Annotated in this window: 20 protein-coding genes; 19 read left to right on the top strand and 1 reads right to left on the bottom strand. The window is 52.8% G+C overall.

The annotated features are described in order from the left end of the window. From LCS67_RS05520 to LCS67_RS05545, 6 genes are read left to right on the top strand one after another with little or no spacing between them, the layout of a single operon-like run. Positions 1–216 (top strand): HP1 family phage holin, encoded by a 216-nt coding sequence (locus tag LCS67_RS05520; protein ID WP_000171565.1) that lies wholly within the window; start codon positions 1–3, stop codon positions 214–216. Further along, positions 197–712, top strand: a complete 516-nt coding sequence (locus LCS67_RS05525; protein ID WP_063328727.1) for a lysozyme — start codon at positions 197–199, stop codon at positions 710–712. Before LCS67_RS05520 ends, LCS67_RS05525 begins: the two co-directional genes overlap by 20 nt. Continuing rightward, positions 709–1,137, top strand: a complete 429-nt coding sequence (gene lysB, locus LCS67_RS05530) for an Rz-like lysis system protein LysB (protein ID WP_063328728.1) — start codon at positions 709–711, stop codon at positions 1,135–1,137. Before LCS67_RS05525 ends, lysB begins: the two co-directional genes overlap by 4 nt. Beyond that, complete coding sequence (gene lysC, locus LCS67_RS05535) at positions 1,025–1,270, top strand: Rz1-like lysis system protein LysC (RefSeq protein ID WP_223617445.1); 246 nt, start codon at positions 1,025–1,027, stop codon at positions 1,268–1,270. The genes lysB and lysC overlap by 113 nt, the downstream gene beginning before the upstream one ends. Continuing rightward, positions 1,233–1,664, top strand: coding sequence for a phage tail protein (locus LCS67_RS05540; protein ID WP_063328729.1), 432 nt, complete (start codon positions 1,233–1,235; stop codon positions 1,662–1,664). Before lysC ends, LCS67_RS05540 begins: the two co-directional genes overlap by 38 nt. Beyond that, entirely contained in the window at positions 1,657–2,100 is a 444-nt protein-coding gene (locus LCS67_RS05545) for a phage virion morphogenesis protein (protein ID WP_063328730.1), read from the top strand. Before LCS67_RS05540 ends, LCS67_RS05545 begins: the two co-directional genes overlap by 8 nt. A 50-nt stretch (positions 2,101–2,150) precedes the next feature. Here the strand turns inward: LCS67_RS05545 and LCS67_RS05550 are convergent, their stop codons facing one another. Beyond that, positions 2,151–3,857 carry an AIPR family protein gene (locus LCS67_RS05550; protein ID WP_023184683.1) on the bottom strand — a complete coding sequence of 569 codons (1,707 nt, stop codon included), beginning with the start codon at positions 3,855–3,857 and terminating at the stop codon, positions 2,151–2,153. A 138-nt stretch (positions 3,858–3,995) separates the two neighbouring features. Here LCS67_RS05550 and LCS67_RS05555 point away from each other — a divergent pair, with 138 nt between their 5' ends. From LCS67_RS05555 to LCS67_RS05615, 13 genes are all read left to right on the top strand, one after another. Next, positions 3,996–4,574 carry a phage baseplate assembly protein V gene (locus LCS67_RS05555; protein ID WP_063328731.1) on the top strand — a complete coding sequence of 193 codons (579 nt, stop codon included), beginning with the start codon at positions 3,996–3,998 and terminating at the stop codon, positions 4,572–4,574. After that, complete coding sequence (locus LCS67_RS05560; RefSeq protein ID WP_000177401.1) at positions 4,571–4,930, top strand: GPW/gp25 family protein; 360 nt, start codon at positions 4,571–4,573, stop codon at positions 4,928–4,930. The genes LCS67_RS05555 and LCS67_RS05560 overlap by 4 nt, the downstream gene beginning before the upstream one ends. Continuing rightward, a complete protein-coding gene (locus LCS67_RS05565) occupies positions 4,917–5,825 on the top strand; it encodes a baseplate assembly protein (protein ID WP_000268275.1) in 909 nt (302 codons plus the stop codon). The genes LCS67_RS05560 and LCS67_RS05565 overlap by 14 nt, the downstream gene beginning before the upstream one ends. Continuing rightward, positions 5,818–6,423, top strand: a complete 606-nt coding sequence (locus tag LCS67_RS05570) for a phage tail protein I (protein ID WP_063328732.1) — start codon at positions 5,818–5,820, stop codon at positions 6,421–6,423. The genes LCS67_RS05565 and LCS67_RS05570 overlap by 8 nt, the downstream gene beginning before the upstream one ends. Next, positions 6,420–8,186, top strand: a complete 1,767-nt coding sequence (locus tag LCS67_RS05575; RefSeq protein ID WP_094965342.1) for a phage tail protein — start codon at positions 6,420–6,422, stop codon at positions 8,184–8,186. The genes LCS67_RS05570 and LCS67_RS05575 overlap by 4 nt, the downstream gene beginning before the upstream one ends. A 2-nt stretch (positions 8,187–8,188) precedes the next feature. Continuing rightward, the gene (locus tag LCS67_RS05580; protein ID WP_000680168.1) at positions 8,189–8,716 is read left to right on the top strand and encodes a tail fiber assembly protein; all 528 of its coding nucleotides are present in this window, start codon (positions 8,189–8,191) and stop codon (positions 8,714–8,716) included. A gap of 130 nt (positions 8,717–8,846) precedes the next feature. Continuing rightward, positions 8,847–10,019: a phage tail sheath protein gene (locus LCS67_RS05585; protein WP_000046109.1), complete on the top strand. Its 1,173-nt coding sequence runs from the start codon at positions 8,847–8,849 to the stop codon at positions 10,017–10,019. Between the two features lie 9 nt (positions 10,020–10,028). Further along, positions 10,029–10,544 (top strand): phage major tail tube protein, encoded by a 516-nt coding sequence (locus LCS67_RS05590; protein WP_001207647.1) that lies wholly within the window; start codon positions 10,029–10,031, stop codon positions 10,542–10,544. A gap of 54 nt (positions 10,545–10,598) precedes the next feature. After that, on the top strand, positions 10,599–10,901 hold the full coding sequence (locus LCS67_RS05595) for a phage tail assembly protein (protein ID WP_001280962.1): 303 nt from the start codon (positions 10,599–10,601) through the stop codon (positions 10,899–10,901). Between the two features lie 14 nt (positions 10,902–10,915). Beyond that, complete coding sequence (locus LCS67_RS05600; RefSeq protein WP_000763316.1) at positions 10,916–11,035, top strand: GpE family phage tail protein; 120 nt, start codon at positions 10,916–10,918, stop codon at positions 11,033–11,035. Continuing rightward, positions 11,028–13,835, top strand: coding sequence for a phage tail tape measure protein (locus LCS67_RS05605; RefSeq protein WP_094965341.1), 2,808 nt, complete (start codon positions 11,028–11,030; stop codon positions 13,833–13,835). Before LCS67_RS05600 ends, LCS67_RS05605 begins: the two co-directional genes overlap by 8 nt. Further along, positions 13,832–14,317 carry a phage tail protein gene (locus LCS67_RS05610; protein WP_000980409.1) on the top strand — a complete coding sequence of 162 codons (486 nt, stop codon included), beginning with the start codon at positions 13,832–13,834 and terminating at the stop codon, positions 14,315–14,317. The genes LCS67_RS05605 and LCS67_RS05610 overlap by 4 nt, the downstream gene beginning before the upstream one ends. Further along, positions 14,314–15,414 (top strand): phage late control D family protein, encoded by a 1,101-nt coding sequence (locus LCS67_RS05615; RefSeq protein ID WP_094965340.1) that lies wholly within the window; start codon positions 14,314–14,316, stop codon positions 15,412–15,414. Before LCS67_RS05610 ends, LCS67_RS05615 begins: the two co-directional genes overlap by 4 nt. Positions 15,415–15,447: the final 33 nt, after the last annotated feature.

Genomic DNA, 15,447 nt, shown 5'->3' on the forward strand with positions numbered 1-15,447 from the left:
ATGACGCTTGAACGAATCAGCGCCTTTATCACTTACTGCATCGCCGTACTGCTGGCATGGCTGGGCGATCTGTCGCTCAAGGATGCGTCAACGGTTGGCGGCGTACTGATTGGTGTGCTGATGCTGGCTATCAACTGGTACTACAAACACCAGTCTTTCAAATTGTTACGTGGCGGCAAAATTTCGCGGGGGGAATATGAATCCTTCAATCGTTAAGCGCTGCCTTGTCGGGGCGGTGCTGGCTATCGCCGCCACGCTGCCCGGTTTCCAGTCGCTTCATACCTCCGTCGAGGGGCTGAAACTGATTGCCGATTACGAGGGATGCCGCCTGCAGCCGTATCAGTGCAGTGCAGGCGTGTGGACTGACGGGATCGGCAATACTTCCGGTGTGGTGCCGGGGAAAACCATCACGGAACGGCAGGCGGCGCAGGGGTTAATAAACAATGTACTACTGACTGAAAAAAGGCTGGATGCCTGCCTGACGGTTAAGCCCCCACAGCATGTCTACGATGCGCTGGTGAGTATTGGTTTCAATGTAGGGACCGGCGCGATCTGCAGGTCAACCATGGTGTCATATATCAATCGCCAGCAGTGGTGGCAGGCATGCAACCAGCTACCGCGTTGGATTTACGTTAACGGTGTGAAAAATAAAGGTCTGGAGAATCGCCGCGCGCGGGAACTGGCCTGGTGTCTGAAAGGAATTGGGGCATGACGCGCTTGCTGGCGGTAGTGCTGGCGCTGGTTTTTGCGGCGCTGGGCTGGCAGTCGTGGCGGCTTAACAATGCCAGTCACACCATCGAGACACAGGGGCGTGAACTGGAAACGAAAGGGCAGGAACTGACGAAGAAAAACAGTCAGTTGATTGGTCTGTCCATTCTGACCGAAACCAACAGCCGGGAACAGACGCGGCTTTATGCGGCAGCGGAACAGACCACCGCACTGCTGCGAAGCCGCCAGCGCCGGATCGAGGAACTGAAACGTGAAAACGAGGATTTACGCCGCTGGGCTGACGCTCCTTTGCCAACTGACATTATCAGGCTGCGCGAACGTCCGGCCCTTGCCGGAGGTGCAGCTTACCGTGAATGGCTGTCCCAGAGTGACGCAGTGCCGTCTGGAAAGGTCAGCGCCGCGCAGTAACGGTGATCTGAATGCGGCGCTGGATGAAACAGAGGCCGCCTGGTCGGCCTGTGCTGACAAAGTAGACACGATAGTTGCGTGTCAGGAGCGAAACAGTGAACAAACCGCAGTCCCTGCGCAGCGCCCTGAATAAAGCGGTAACGTATGTCCGCAATAACCCGGACAAGCTGCACCTTTTCGTTGATAACGGCTCACTGGTGGCAACCGGTGCCAGCTCTATGTCATGGGAATACCGATACACCCTGAACGTGGTGATCGAGGATTTCAGCGGCGACCAGAATCTGCTGATGGCTCCCGTGTTGCTGTGGCTCAGAGATAACCAGCCGGACGCCATCAACAATCCGGAGTTGCGAGAAAAACTGTTCACCTTTGAAGTAGACATTCTGCGCAATGATGTATGCGATATCAGTCTGAATCTGCAACTGACGGAGCGTGTACTGGTCAGTACCGAAGGTGGAATCTCGACAGTTGAGGCGGAGCCAGAACCTGACGAACCAGAAGAAATGTGGACGGTGAAACGTGGATGAACTGCACAGGGTGGATGACTGGCTGACGGCATTGCTGGCAAATCTGGAGCCTACCGAACGCCAGCGTATGATGCGCGAACTGGCGCAGGAATTACGCCGGAACCAGCAAAACAATATTCGGCTGCAGCGTAATCCTGATGGCAGCGGGTACGAGCCGCGAAAAGTTACGGCCCGAACCAAAAAGGGGCGTATCAAGCGGCAGATGTTTTCGAAGCTGCGCACGGCGAAATACCTGAAAACTGCAGCCAACGTGGATTCTGCCAGCGTGCAGTTTGCAGGTAAGGTGCAGCGCATTGCTCGTGTTCACCATTACGGACTGCGTGATCGTGTAAGCCACAAGGGGCCTTGGATTCGATATGAGGAGAGGCGATTACTTGGTAATAACGATAAGGTTGAAAAACAAATTTATGATGTCTTAGTAGAGTGGTTAAAATAATAATTCATATATAAATGGTTGGGCGGCGTTTTAAAACCGCCCAAAAATATTTATTCTAAGTTTTCAGCTAAGACTCTTAACGGTTCTATAGGCTGAAATGCTTTTAAGGAGCTTAAAGTGTTTTTAACTTCTGTAGCGACAGTATGCAAAGGATTTTCTGTTTCAGATAAGTATGTGGTTAGATCTTGACCAGCAAATCTAATGACAAATGGCAGTATAGCAGCGATTACTGGCGTCCATAAGTTAATTAAGTCGTCTAACGAATTGTTTGCTGCAAGGGATGTATTATATTTGTATTTAACAAATTTCTTATTCAATGGCTTGTCTGTTAATTCCTCAAGAATTTCGCCTACTATAGCAATCAAAAAGAAACGAGATTTAAGGTTTTGTAAGAATAGTAAGTTATCCTCATCAGATTTTATTTTGTTTTCTTTATTTTTAATCTGTGCCTTAACTTTTTCTATTGCTTTCGAAATAGTGTATGCACATAAAATATGTTGAGCTTTTGATTCATGAAATGCATTGTCATAAGCAGTCTTAGTATCAAAAACATAGTTTTTGCCTCTATTTGCGCTGGCGTAATCGCCATGTAGAGCTACTAAGGGTTGTGCAACTGACTCAATGCCAAATAAAGAACTGGTGTTCTCAAAGCCTCGTTTTAAAGAATAACTATAACCTAAGGTTGAAAACTCCTCTCCTACTTGTTTTTGTTCTGGACTATTTGAATAATGATCCCAAGTCGTTATATGATTTTGAGTGTTATTGAACTGAACTATTTTTTTTACTTTATCAGCATCATTGCACTCAATAACTTTACATAATACTTTCAACCCATCAAGTTTTTGTATATCTTGCACAGAGCCTATAGAGCCAGTGGTTTGCGCTCCGTTGATGATCGATATGCCTTCTAAAATTCCTTCATTTTTATTCTTTTTGAATTTCGTTGTAAGAATTGATACGCCATTATTAAAAACAAAAAAATCTTTAGGAGTGGTTTCGGCTGTACTTCTAATTGATGAGTTTATTTTTCTTCTTTTGCTTAGCCCCATAAAACCGCGGTAGTTAGCTGAGAATAGTTCAGCACCATGTGTTTTGAAAAGAGAGTTCAGCCAACTGCCATTAGCGAACCCTACATGGGAAGTCCATCCGTCTCCTTGTACTGAATCGACAAGAATACCATCAAAAACTATATCGTCTTTCACAACGATTTGCTGAGAAAGTGCTATATATAATTTTTCAAGACTATATACACCCAATTCTTTGTACGTTACTTCGATTTCTTTATCAGTAAAGCGACCTGCCAGATAGTCACGACATGTTTCTAATTCAACTCTTACCTGTTCTGACTCAGCGCAATTGTGAATATATAAAAGCTCTACAGCTTCTATTTCATTATCATCAATAAGTTTTCTGACCTCGGCAATTTTCGCTCTTAATTTTTCATTAGGAGATTGACCAGAACCTGAAGTTATCCATGCTAAAGCAGTGTTGAGATCGGATGCTTTATTCGCGGGCGCAACGATTTTCAAAGCTTCTTGGTTGCAGTAATAACCTTGCGCAATAAATAGTGTTGAATTTATTACAGTAATAAAATCTATTTTTTTATCATTACCACCATCAGTTAAACCATCTGAGGCTAATTTATCAAAGTCTGATTCGTCCAAGTATAGACCTAGGGACCATAATAGGTGCGCGTTTCCAACGCCATATTTCTCGACAAAATCAGTCTTTTTTAGTAGTTGCTTTAGATGTTCCATTCTGATATCCAGTCCAGTGTCAATGAGATAAGTCTATATAATGTATATCTGCTTATCTGAACTTTCTAGTTTTTTGTATGAAGCCTCATACAAATATCAATGCTACTTCTCATTTGCTGTTTCTATCATGCTCTCCACATGAACGAACAACTGACCGAAATCATGCGCCTTATCACCAACCTCATCCGCACCGGCATTGTGACCGAAGTGGATCGGGAAAACTGGCTGTGCCGGGTGAAAGTGGGCGAGCTTGAAACAAACTGGATTAACTGGCTGACGCTGCGCGCCGGTGGTGCCCGTACATGGTGGTGTCCGTCGCCGGATGAGCAGGTGGTGGTGCTGAGCATGGGCGGCAATCTGGAAACCGCTTTTGTGCTGCCCGCTATCTACTCCAATCAGTTTCCGCCACCGTCGGATTCTGTGGGCGGCTGCGTGACGGAGTACCCGGACGGGGGCTGGTTTGAGTACGAACCCGCCACCGGGCGGTGGCATGTCCGGGGTATCAAATCCATGGTGATCGAGGCGGCGGACAATATCACCCTAAAAACCGGTGAGTTTGTGGTGGAGGCTGACACAACACGCATTAACAGCGAGGTGGTGATCAACGGCGGCGTCACCCAGGGCGGCGGCGCAATGAGTTCTAACGGGGTCGTGATGGATAAACACGGTCACACTGGCGTTAAGTCAGGCGGGGATACATCGGGAGGTCCGGTATGACGTTGTATATCGGTATGAGCAGGAATGACGGGCAGGCCATTGCAGATACAGACCATCTGCGCCAGTCGGTACGGGATATTCTGCTGACGCCGCAGGGCAGCCGTCTTGCCCGCAGAGAATATGGCTCCCTGCTGTCTGCACTGATTGACCAGCCGCAGAACCCGGCGCTACGCCTGCAGATTATGTCTGCGGTCTATGTGGCGCTGAACCGCTGGGAGCCGCGCCTCACGCTGGACTCCATCACCATCAGCAGCAATTTTGATGGCTCCATGGTGGTTGAGCTTACCGGGCAGCGCAACAACGGCGCGCCGGTTTCCCTTTCCATATCAACAGGAGCAGACAATGGCAGTAATTGACCTTTCCCAGTTGCCTGCGCCGCAGATAGTGGACGTGCCGGATTTTGAGACGCTGCTGGCTGAGCGCAAGGCCGCTTTTGTGCTCCTTTATCCGGCGGATGAACAGGACGCGGTGCGGCGCACACTGGCGCTGGAATCTGAACCCGTCACCAAGCTGCTGCAGGAAAGCACATACCGCGAAATCCTGCTGCGCCAGCGTATTAACGAGGCTGCGCAGGCGGTCATGGTGGCCTATTCGATAGGAAATGATCTTGAGCAGCTGGCAGCCAACTGCAACGTGAAACGTCTGACGGTAGTGCCTGCTGATAATGATGCAGTACCGCCGGTCGCCGCAGTGATGGAAGATGATGAGGCGCTGCGCCAGCGCATCCCTGCAGCATTTGAGGGACTGTCCGTTGCTGGCCCGACGGGAGCCTATGAATTTCACGCCAGAAGTGCGGACGGACGTGTGGCAGATGCCAGCGCAACCAGTCCGGCTCCTGCAGAGGTGGTACTTACCGTGCTGAGCCGGGAGGGTGACGGTACAGCAGTAAAAGACCTGCTGGATGTGGTTGAAAAAGCCCTGAACAGTGAGAGTGTACGCCCGGTGGCTGACCGTCTGACGGTTCGTAGTGCGGAGATCATACCGTACCGGGTGGAGGCTACCATTTTTCTTTATCCGGGGCCGGAAGCGGAGCCTGTTATGGCGGCGGCAAAAGCCAGCCTGCAGAAGTACATCGCCAGTCAGACGAGGCTGGGACGTGATATCCGCCGCAGCGCCATTTATGCCGCGCTGCACGTGGAGGGCGTCCAGCGTGTGGAGCTAACGTCCCCTCTGGAGGATGTGGTGCTGGATAAGACGCAGGCGGCATCCTGTACTGAATGGAGCGTTACCAACGGGGGCACGGATGAATAGTCTGTTGCCGCCGGGTTCGTCGCCGCTTGAGCGCCGACTGGCGCAGACCTGCAGCGGGATTTCCGATCTGCAGGTATCGCTGCGTGATTTGTGGAACCCGGCAACCTGCCCGATCAGATTCCTGCCTTATCTGGCCTGGGCGTTTTCTGTTGACCGCTGGGATGAGAGCTGGACAGAAAGCGTCAAGCGCCGCGTTGTGCAGGACGCTTTTTATATCCATCAGCACAAGGGGACAACCAGCGCCGTGCGGCGCGTGGTGGAGCCGTTCGGCTTCCTGATCCGCATCATTGAGTGGTGGCAGACTGGCGAAACGCCGGGGACGTTCCGTCTGGATATTGGCGTACAGGATCATGGTATCACCGAAGACACCTTTCTGGAGCTGGAGCGCCTGATAAGCGATGCCAAGCCATGCAGCCGCCACATGACAGGTATGTCTATTAATATGCAGACCAGCGGCCCTTACTGGGTTGGCGCTGCCAGCTACCTTGGCGAAGAAATCACGGTGTATCCGTATATCAATGAAACGATTGTTTCCGGCGGCACCGCACATGAAGGCGGGGCAGTCCATGTTATTGACACGATGAGAGTGAATCCATGAGCGCAAAATTTTATACCCTGCTGACGGAGATCGGCGCGGCGAAACTGGCAAGCGCCGCCGCGCTCGGTGTCCCGTTGAAAATTACCCATATGGCGGTGGGTAGCGGTGGTGGTGTGCTGCCCACACCCAACGCGCAACAGACCGCATTAGTTGCTGAGGAGCGCCGCGCAGCGCTGAATATGCTGTATATCGACCCGCAGAACAGCAGCCAGATTATTGCTGAGCAGGTGATCCCGGAAAATGAGGGCGGGTGGTGGATTCGTGAAGTCGGCCTGTTTGATGAAACCGGTGCGCTGATCGCTGTGGGTAACTGCCCGGAGAGCTACAAGCCGAAGCTGGTAGAAGGGAGCGGACGTACGCAGACCGTGCGCATGGTACTGATTACCAGCAGCACCGATAACATCACCCTGAAAATTGACCCTGCAGTAGTGCTGGCAACCCGTAAATATGCGGATGATAAGGCGCTGGAGCTGAAGGTATATGTAGACGACCTGATGGCAAAACATCTTGCTGCAGTAGATCCACATACGCAGTACGCGCCTAAAGTTAGCCCGTCGTTCACAGGTACACCAAGAGCGCCAACGCCAGCGGCAGGAAATAACAGCAGCCAGATTGCTAATACGGCATTTGTTCAGGCAGCGATAGCAGCACTGGTTGCGTCATCGCCAGCGGCGCTGGATACATTAAATGAACTGGCTGCTGCGCTGGGGAATGATCCAAACTTTGCGACAACAGTGATGAATGCGCTGGCAGGAAAACAACCTCTCGATACCACGCTGACGAATCTGAGTGGAAAAGACAATGCAGGGATTCTCCAATACCTCGGTTTAAAAGACGCACTTTTAAAAGGTGACGGGCGATTCCTTGCGGGAACGTTTGTCAGTGACGCAATTGACCGAACATCAATTGGTGCCAGAGCGGCTACAGGCTGTCAGTTTATGCGCGCACATCAGGCACCTGATGCGCCAGACCAGGTAAGTTTCTGGCAAATTATTACCCTTAGCGAGGTGATAAGTCCGACCACTGTTGTGGATGTTCTTGCAGTCAGTGGCAATAACGTATTGTTTGGTCACGGCACAGGAGCGGGTATTACCTCATGGCGTCAAGTGGCGATGCTGGAGGGAGGCGCCTTTACGGGGGGTATTTCTGCACCAAATATGCGTGGTGATACCCTGGTTACAGTTGGGGATGGCACTGGTGGGATGGCTAAAGGTGACGTTGATGGTGCAGGTTTTAATGGTAACAATCTGAACATTAAGTCATGGAATGGTATCGGATTTCAGAACTCAGAAGACCTGGCTATCCGGGCATATATCAGCACCCGACTCGGTGTTATCGCAGCTGCTGAAAATTTGCAGGCCGGAAATGCGATATTCAACAAAAACGGCGATGTTTACGGCGATATATGGGGCACAGGCAGCGGGCCTGGCTGGTTGAGTGCGTATATTGCAGGCAGACCGTTACGACAATACATCACCATGGTCGGTGTGTACCAGAACGACAAAACAAAGCCATTTATGCTTCATGATGATGGTTATGGTGTATTCCTTGCTACAACTGACATGCTAAGTGGGTATGTTCAGTCAATTCGATTCGGTGCCGTTGAGCATGGAAACGTATATCGTTCGCCCGGATTTGCAGACCAATTAGGTTACGTCATTACAGGTGTTGAGAATGGAGACTCGAACGAAACACCAGACAGGATCCAACGACGCTTGTTACAGCTTAAAGTGAATGGTCAGTGGTATACGGTGGGGGCATAAAAATGAAACATTTTAAAAATTTCACTAAAACAACGGAATTAACACCCGTTCAGCAGGAATTATCAGAGAACTGCAGCATCCAGTTTATCAATGATGAAGCAGGTATTGACTGGTATATATTACAAAAATTATTCCACTCCGGTACACTGAAAATCCAGTATGACAAAACAGGACTGATTATTTCTGCAGATAAAGATGTGACAAAGCTATTTCCACTGAATTGCTCTGTTGTGGAATTTGCTGATACTGATATTCCTGATGATTTCCAGCCAGGTAATTTCACCTACAGCAACGGCACTATCGCCCCTGTTCAGACTGATTATGTTGCTTTAGCGACGGCAGATCGCGACAGGCGTATGGCTGCGGTCACGATAAAAATCAATCAGCTTATGGAAGCTCAGGACGATAGCGATATTACGGCGACAGAACTGCTGGAACTTTCAGCACTGCGTGAATATCGTACGAAACTAAGACGAATGGATTTAACTGCTGCGCCAAATATTAACTGGCCTGTGTATCCGAAAAAGTAACTCCGTCCCTGCGTTAGCGGGGTCTTTTTATCCCTTCCATTGTGCCATCTCCTGTACAACGTATATCGCGTGCGCCGCGTGCGTATCAACCAGAACATAAGGTATCCCTGTCAACCGGAGAGACTGCCTTATGGCTCAGGATTACCACCACGGGGTGCGCGTTGTTGAAATCAACGAGGGCACCCGACCTATTACCACGGTGAGCACTGCCATCGTGGGCATGGTCTGCACCGGCGATGATGCTGATGCGTCCGTGTTCCCCCTCAATAAGCCGGTCCTGCTGACTGATGTGCTCACCGCCAGCGGTAAAGCGGGGGAGTCCGGCACGCTGGCCCGCTCGCTGGACGCGATTGCAGATCAGGCAAAACCCGTGACTGTCGTTGTGCGTGTGGCGCAGGGCGAAACCGAAGCGGAAACCACCTCCAATATTATCGGCGGCGTAACTTCTGACGGTAAGAAAACGGGCATGAAAGCGCTACTGTCGGCGCAGTCACAGCTCGGTGTCAAGCCGCGCATTCTTGGGGTGCCAGGACATGACACTCAGGCCGTTGCTACTGAACTGCTGGGCGTGGCGCAAAGCTTGCGCGGGTTTGCCTACCTTGCTGCTAATGGCTGCAAAACGGTGGAGGAAGCTATTGCCTATCGCGAGAATTTCAGTCAGCGCGAGGGAATGCTGATCTGGCCTGACTTCATCAACTTTGACACCGTGCTGAAAGCAGACGCGACGGCTTACGCCTCCGCCCGTGCGCTCGGCCTGCGTGCCAAAATCGACGAGCAGATCGGCTGGCATAAAACCCTGTCCAATGTGGGTGTGAACGGTGTCACCGGCATTTCCGCTGATGTGTTCTGGGATCTGCAGGACCCGGCAACCGATGCGGGACTGCTGAACAAAAATGACGTCACCACATTGATCCGCAAAGACGGCTTCCGCTTCTGGGGTTCCCGTTGTCTCAGTGACGATCCGCTGTTTGCCTTTGAGAACTACACCCGCACGGCGCAGGTGCTGGCTGACACTATGGCGGAGGCGCACATGTGGGCGGTGGATGGCGTGCTTAATCCGTCGCTGGCCCGCGACATTATTGAAGGACTACGCGCCAAGATGCGCAGTCTGGTCAACCAGGGATACCTGATTGGTGGTGACTGCTGGCTGGATGAGTCTGTTAACGATAAAGACACCCTTAAAGCCGGGAAACTGACCATCGATTATGACTACACCCCGGTGCCTCCGCTTGAAAACCTGATGCTGCGCCAGCGCATCACCGATCGTTACCTGGTCGATTTTGCCAGCCGTGTCGCTGCATAAGGGGGAATCATGGCTTTACCACGCAAGTTAAAACACCTGAACCTGTTCAACGACGGGAACAACTGGCAGGGGATCGTTGAGTCTCTGACCCTGCCGAAATTTACCCGCAAGTTTGAGAAGTATCGCGGCGGCGGTATGCCGGGCGCAGTGGATGTGGACATGGGGCTGGATGACGGTGCACTGGACACGGAATTTTCAATCGGCGGTACCGAGCTGCTGTTATTCAAGCAGATGGGCAAGGCAACCGTTGACGGCATCCAGCTGCGTTTCACCGGTTCCATTCAGCGTGACGATACCGGCGAAGTGCAGGCCCTTGAGCTAGTTGTGCGCGGGCGCCATAAAGAAGTGGATTCCGGCGAGTGGAAAACCGGCGAGAGCAGCACCACCAAAGTCAGCAGTACCAACAGCTACGCGAAGCTGACCATTAATGGTGAGGTGCTCTATGAGGTCGATCTGGTCAACATGGTAGAAATCGTTGGCGGCGTGGACCTGATGGAAGCACACCGTAATGCCCTCGGCCTCTGATTAACCTTAACGGCGCGGGCAGCCGCGCCAGTATTTCATTAACAGGATACGAACATGAGCGACAAGCTGACTGAAAAGACCGTAAAACTGGATACCCCCATCATGCGCGGTAAAGCTGAAATTACCGAAATTGTGCTGCGCAAGCCTCAGTCCGGCGCACTGCGTGGCACCCGTCTGCAGGCCATTATGGATATGGACGTGGGCGCAATGATGACTGTGATCCCACGAATCTCCACCCCGACGCTGACCGCGCAGGAAATGGCAGAGCTGGACCCCGCCGATCTCACCGCGCTGTCGGTAGAGGTGGTGACTTTTTTGTTGAAGAAGTCGGTGCTTGCCGGTTTACCGACAGCCTGACGATTGATGATCTTGTGGCGGACATCGCCACCATCTTTCACTGGTCGCCATCCATCACTGACGTTATGCCGCTGACTGAGGTGCTGGCGTGGCGGCATAAGGCAATTCAGCGAAGCGGGGCCAGCGATGAGTGACAATAACCTGCGTCTGCAGGTGATTCTTAATGCGGTTGACAAGCTCACCCGCCCATTTCGATCCGCGCAGGCCAGCTCAAAAGAGCTGGCTACAGCGATTCAGCAAAGCCGCGCCCGTTTAAAAGAATTAGATGCTCAGGCGGGCCGCATTGACGGTTTCCGCAAGGCCAGCGCGCAGCTGGCAGTCACCGGTAACAGCCTGAAAGCCGCACGCGAAGAAGCTGCAAAACTTGCCACGCAATTCTCTGCCACCAACCGCCCGACGGCGGCGCAGGCACGGTTGCTTGAGCAGGCAAAAAACCGCGTTACGGAGTTACAGAGCAAATATAACGGTCTACGTCAGTCGGTGCAGCGCCAGCGTCTTGCGCTCAATGAAGCCGGGCTGGACACGAAAAAGCTCAGTAGTGCGCAGCGGGAACTGCGGCAGAATGCCGACGAAACCCGGCAGGCCCTGGACCGGCAGCAGAAATCCCTTAAACGCCTGGGCGAACAGCAGGCGCGAATGAACGCCGTCCGCGATCAGTATTCACGCCGTCTTGAGGTGCGGGATCGCATCGCCGGGGCAGGGGCTACCACTACGGCTGCGGGGGTGGCAATGGGCGCACCTGTTGTGGCGGCAGTTAAGAGCTACGCCAGCATGGAAGATGCCATGAAAGGCGTGGCAAAGCAGGTAAACAGGCTACGGGACGATAATGGCAACCGCACAAAACAGTTTTATGACATGCAGGATGCCATCAAGGCCGCCAGCGAACAGCTGCCGATGGAGAACGGCGCTATAGACTATGCCGCGCTGGTTGAAGGTGGTGCTCGCATGGGGGTGACCAATCAGGACGATCCTTACGAAGAGCAGAAACGTGACCTGCTGGCTTTTGCATACACGGCGGCAAAAGCGGCAACGGCCTTTGAGCTGCCCGCAGATGAACTGGCAGAAGGGCTGGGGAAAATCGCGCAGCTCTATAAAGTTCCGACGCGCAATATTGAACAACTGGGCGATGCGCTGAACTACCTGGACGATAACGCCATGTCAAAGGGTGGGGACATTATCAACGTCCTGCAGCGTATGGGGGGCGTGGCTGACCGCCTTGACTTCCGAAAGGCCGCGGCGCTGGGTTCAACATTCCTTTCTCTTGGGGCTGCCCCGGAAATCGCCGCCAGCGCCTCTAATGCCATGGTGCGTGAACTGTCCATTGCCACCATGCAAAGTAAACGATTTTTTGAAGGCATGAATCTGTTGCAACTCAATCCGGCGGAGATTGAAAAGCAGATGACCACCGATGCCATGGGCACAATTCAGCGGGTTCTGGAGAAGGTCAACAATCTGCCGCAGGATAAACGCCTGTCAGCCATGACAATGATTTTTGGCAAAGAGTTTGGCGATGATGCGGCAAAGCTGGCTAACAACCTGCCGGAGCTGCAGCGCCAGCTGAAACTCACATCAGGCAGTGGTGCTAATGGCTCCATGCAGAAAGAATCCGACATTAACAAGGATTCATTGTCTGCGCAGTGGTTGCTGGTTAAGACGGGCGCGCAAAACGCTTTCAGCAGCCTGGGGGAAACGCTGCGCCAGCCGCTGATGGATATTATGGGCATGGTTAAGCGCGTGACCGGGGCGTTGCGTCGCTGGGTTGAGCAGAATCCCGTGCTGGCTGGCACGCTGATGAAAGTGGCGGCAGCTACGGCAGCCATTACTGTTGGGTTGGGGGCGCTGGCAGTGGCGGTGGCTGCTGTGCTGGGACCGCTGGCGGTTATCCGGTTTGGCCTGTCCATGCTGTCAGTTAAAGCGTTACCTTCTGCAGCCGCCGCTGCCACACGTACAGGTAGCGTGCTGCGTCTGTTGATCTCTGGTCCGCTGGCTTTGCTGCGCGTGGCATTATTTGCTGTTGGTAGCCTGCTGGGGGCGCTGCTCAGTCCTGTAGGGCTGGTTGTGGCTGCACTGGCAGGCGTGGCGCTGGTTATCTGGAAATACTGGCAGCCCATTAGTGCATTTCTGGGGGGCGTGGTGGAAGGGTTCAGAGCCGCTGCTGCGCCCATCAGCGCCGCCTTTGAGCCGCTCAGACCCGTGTTTCAGTGGATTGGTGACAGGGTGCAGGCCTTGTGGGGCTGGTTCAATGATTTACTTACCCCGGTTAAATCCACTTCCGAAGAACTGAACAGCGCAGCTGCAATGGGGCGTCGGTTTGGTGAGGCGCTGGCGGAAGGTCTGAATATGGTGATGCACCCACTTGAGTCACTTAAATCCGGTGTGTCATGGCTGCTGGAAAAGCTCGGTATTGTCAGTAAGGAGGCGGCAAAGGCGAAACTACCTGCGCAGGTTACGCAGCAGCAGTCCGCCACAGTGAACAGTGACGGCAAAGTGGTGCTGCCGCCAGGCGGGTTCCCGGCTTACGCGGGGATGTACGACACGGGCGGGATCATTCCACGCGGGCAGTTTGGCATTGTCGGAGAAAATGGCCCTGAAATTGTGAACGGACCGGCAAATGTTACCAGCAGGCGGCGTACTGCTGCGCTGGCCTCTGTCGTTGCTGGCGTGATGGGGGGAGCTGCGACACCTGCAGAAGCGGCTCCGCTTCATCCGTTCAGTTTGCCTGCGAGGGCATACCAGCCCCCGCTTGCTAAGGCAGATAGCCCGCCGCCGGTTATTCGTTATGAGATAAATGCGCCCATTCATATTGTCGCTCAGCCTGGGCAGAACGCGCAGGAAATTGCCCGTGAAGTGGCACGCCAGCTTGACGAACGGGAGCGCCGGGCCAGGGCAAAAGCACGCAGCAATTTCAGCGATCAGGGGGGGTATGAATCATGATGATGGTACTGGGTTTATATGTATTTATGCTGCGCACTGTCCCTTATCAGGAACTGCAGTATCAGCGCAGCTGGCGACACGCCGCCAACAGCCGGGTGAACCGCCGTCCGTCAACGCAGTTTCTTGGCCCGGATAACGATTCACTGACACTGTCCGGGGTTCTGCTGCCGGAAGTGACCGGCGGCAGACTGTCATTACTGGCGCTTGAACAAATGGCTGAACTGGGCAAGGCATGGCCTTTGATTGAAGGTAGTGGAACCATTTACGGCATGTTTGTTATTGAGAGTCTGAGCCAGACAAAGACGGAGTTTTTTGCCAGCGGAATGCCCAGGCGCATTGAGTTTACGATCACCCTCAAACGGGTTGATGAGTCGCTCTCTGACATGTTCGGGAGCCTGAGTGACCAGCTCAGCAACCTGCAGGACTCCGCAGCATCTGCTATTGGGGGGATTAAAAACACGGTTGGAGGATTGCTGCAGTGAACGTTAATTCTGATCTCCTGAATCTGAACAGCAAAAGCCCGGCTTTCAGTATCTCCATCGAAGGCAAAGACGTGACGACGGTGATGGACGCGCGCCTGATGAGTCTGACACTGACGGATAACCGGGGCTTTGAAGCGGACCAGCTTGATCTGGAGCTGGACGACGCCGACGGGCTGATCGCCCTGCCGCGACGTGGGGCTGTGATTCAGCTGGCGTTGGGCTGGAAAGGCCAGCCACTTTTCCCTAAAGGGGCTTTTACCGTAGATGAAATTGAACACAGCGGAGCCCCTGACCGGCTGACCATCAGGGCGCGTAGCGCAGATTTTCGTGAAACCCTCAATACACGGCGCGAAAAATCATGGCATCAGACAACGGTGGGGGAGGTGGTAAAGGAAATCGCCGCCCGGCACAACCTCAAAGTGGCGCTGGGTCAAGACCTGACGAATAAGGCGCTGGATCATATGGACCAGACCAATGAAAGCGATGCAAGTTTTCTGATGAAACTGGCGAGACAGTATGGGGCGATTGCTTCCGTTAAAGACGGGAACTTGCTGTTTATTCGGCAGGGACAGGGAAGAACGGCAAGCGGCAAGCAGCTGCCGGTTATCACCATCACGCGCAAAGCCGGTGACGGTCATCGGTTCACCCTTGCTGATCGTGGTGCCTATACCGGTGTTATTGCCAGCTGGTTGCATACGCGTGAACCCAGGAAAAAAGAGACAACCCGTGTTAAGCGTCGTCGAAAGAAAGCCACCACCCCCAAAGTGCCGGAAGCAAAACAGGGTGATTATCTGGTGGGAACGGATGAAAACGTGTTGGTTCTTAATCGTACCTACGCCAACCGGAGCAATGCAGAGCGCGCAGCAAAAATGCAGTGGGAGCGCCTGCAGCGCGGGGTTGCTTCATTTTCCCTGCAGCTCGCTGAGGGGCGGGCTGATCTCTATACGGAAATGCCGGTGAAGGTGACGGGATTTAAGCAGCCGATTGATGATGCAGAATGGACCATTACTACCCTGACGCATTCTGTCAGCCCGGATAATGGATTTACGACCAGCATAGAGCTTGAAGTAAAGATTGATGGTCTTGAAATCGAATAATTAGTTCTTAATATTGAATGATGATGTATCATT

This window comes from Salmonella sp. A7 (genome assembly GCF_020181675.1).
GTDB lineage: Bacteria > Pseudomonadota > Gammaproteobacteria > Enterobacterales > Enterobacteriaceae > Salmonella > Salmonella enterica.

Bases quoted from the DNA above. Each gene is read 5' to 3' on its own strand.
- LCS67_RS05520 (WP_000171565.1), top strand. From the start codon at position 1: ATGACGCTTGAACGAATCAGCGCCTTTATCACTTACTGCATCGCCGTA.
- LCS67_RS05525 (WP_063328727.1), top strand. From the start codon at position 197: ATGAATCCTTCAATCGTTAAGCGCTGCCTTGTCGGGGCGGTGCTGGCT.
- lysB (WP_063328728.1), top strand. From the start codon at position 709: ATGACGCGCTTGCTGGCGGTAGTGCTGGCGCTGGTTTTTGCGGCGCTG.
- LCS67_RS05550 (WP_023184683.1), bottom strand. From the start codon at position 3,857: ATGGAACATCTAAAGCAACTACTAAAAAAGACTGATTTTGTCGAGAAA.
- LCS67_RS05555 (WP_063328731.1), top strand. From the start codon at position 3,996: ATGAACGAACAACTGACCGAAATCATGCGCCTTATCACCAACCTCATC.
- LCS67_RS05560 (WP_000177401.1), top strand. From the start codon at position 4,571: ATGACGTTGTATATCGGTATGAGCAGGAATGACGGGCAGGCCATTGCA.
- LCS67_RS05565 (WP_000268275.1), top strand. From the start codon at position 4,917: ATGGCAGTAATTGACCTTTCCCAGTTGCCTGCGCCGCAGATAGTGGAC.
- LCS67_RS05570 (WP_063328732.1), top strand. From the start codon at position 5,818: ATGAATAGTCTGTTGCCGCCGGGTTCGTCGCCGCTTGAGCGCCGACTG.
- LCS67_RS05575 (WP_094965342.1), top strand. From the start codon at position 6,420: ATGAGCGCAAAATTTTATACCCTGCTGACGGAGATCGGCGCGGCGAAA.
- LCS67_RS05580 (WP_000680168.1), top strand. From the start codon at position 8,189: ATGAAACATTTTAAAAATTTCACTAAAACAACGGAATTAACACCCGTT.
- LCS67_RS05585 (WP_000046109.1), top strand. From the start codon at position 8,847: ATGGCTCAGGATTACCACCACGGGGTGCGCGTTGTTGAAATCAACGAG.
- LCS67_RS05590 (WP_001207647.1), top strand. From the start codon at position 10,029: ATGGCTTTACCACGCAAGTTAAAACACCTGAACCTGTTCAACGACGGG.
- LCS67_RS05595 (WP_001280962.1), top strand. From the start codon at position 10,599: ATGAGCGACAAGCTGACTGAAAAGACCGTAAAACTGGATACCCCCATC.
- LCS67_RS05605 (WP_094965341.1), top strand. From the start codon at position 11,028: ATGAGTGACAATAACCTGCGTCTGCAGGTGATTCTTAATGCGGTTGAC.
- LCS67_RS05610 (WP_000980409.1), top strand. From the start codon at position 13,832: ATGATGATGGTACTGGGTTTATATGTATTTATGCTGCGCACTGTCCCT.